This window comes from Gluconobacter sp. P1D12_c (genome assembly GCF_018812105.1).
In the GTDB taxonomy this organism is placed as follows: Bacteria; Pseudomonadota; Alphaproteobacteria; order Acetobacterales; family Acetobacteraceae; genus Gluconobacter; species Gluconobacter oxydans_A.
This window is the reverse complement of the sequence record NZ_JACSIQ010000845.1, coordinates 1-363: the sequence shown is the minus strand read 5'-3', so window position 1 is coordinate 363 and position 363 is coordinate 1. Positions and strand designations below refer to the sequence as shown.

Annotated in this window: 1 protein-coding gene; it reads left to right on the top strand. The window is 37.5% G+C overall.

Translation table 11 applies throughout. The features are described from left to right. Nucleotides 1–69: 69 nt before the first annotated feature. On the top strand, nt 70–363 hold a 294-nt coding region (locus KP705_RS19470; RefSeq protein ID WP_215765502.1), incomplete at its 3' end, for a hypothetical protein.

The window sequence follows — 363 nt, the reverse complement described above, 5'->3', positions numbered from 1 at the left end:
GTCAAATATTGATTTCTATCTGCTACAATAAGTTTCCAGTACCCCACAAACTGAGGGTCGGAGATTGTTATGGATATGGTAAAGAAGGAAAAATATAGAGAAATAGAGAGAGAAGTACAGAGGCTTGAAAATCTGTTCAATATAAAGGCTGTGCGATTGAAGGCACGTTATGAGACCAAGGCTATTCGTTATATGTTTGGGAATGGGGTCGAGGTTTATTGCGGTTGGGAAAAGCCTTACGATATCATGACTTGTTTGCATGACCATTATATTGACCATTCTTTTCCTGTGAAGGATGTGAAAAGTTATAGAGATTATTTGCGTTGTCTTCCTTCGCATTCTTCTTTGTTTTTGGATTACATA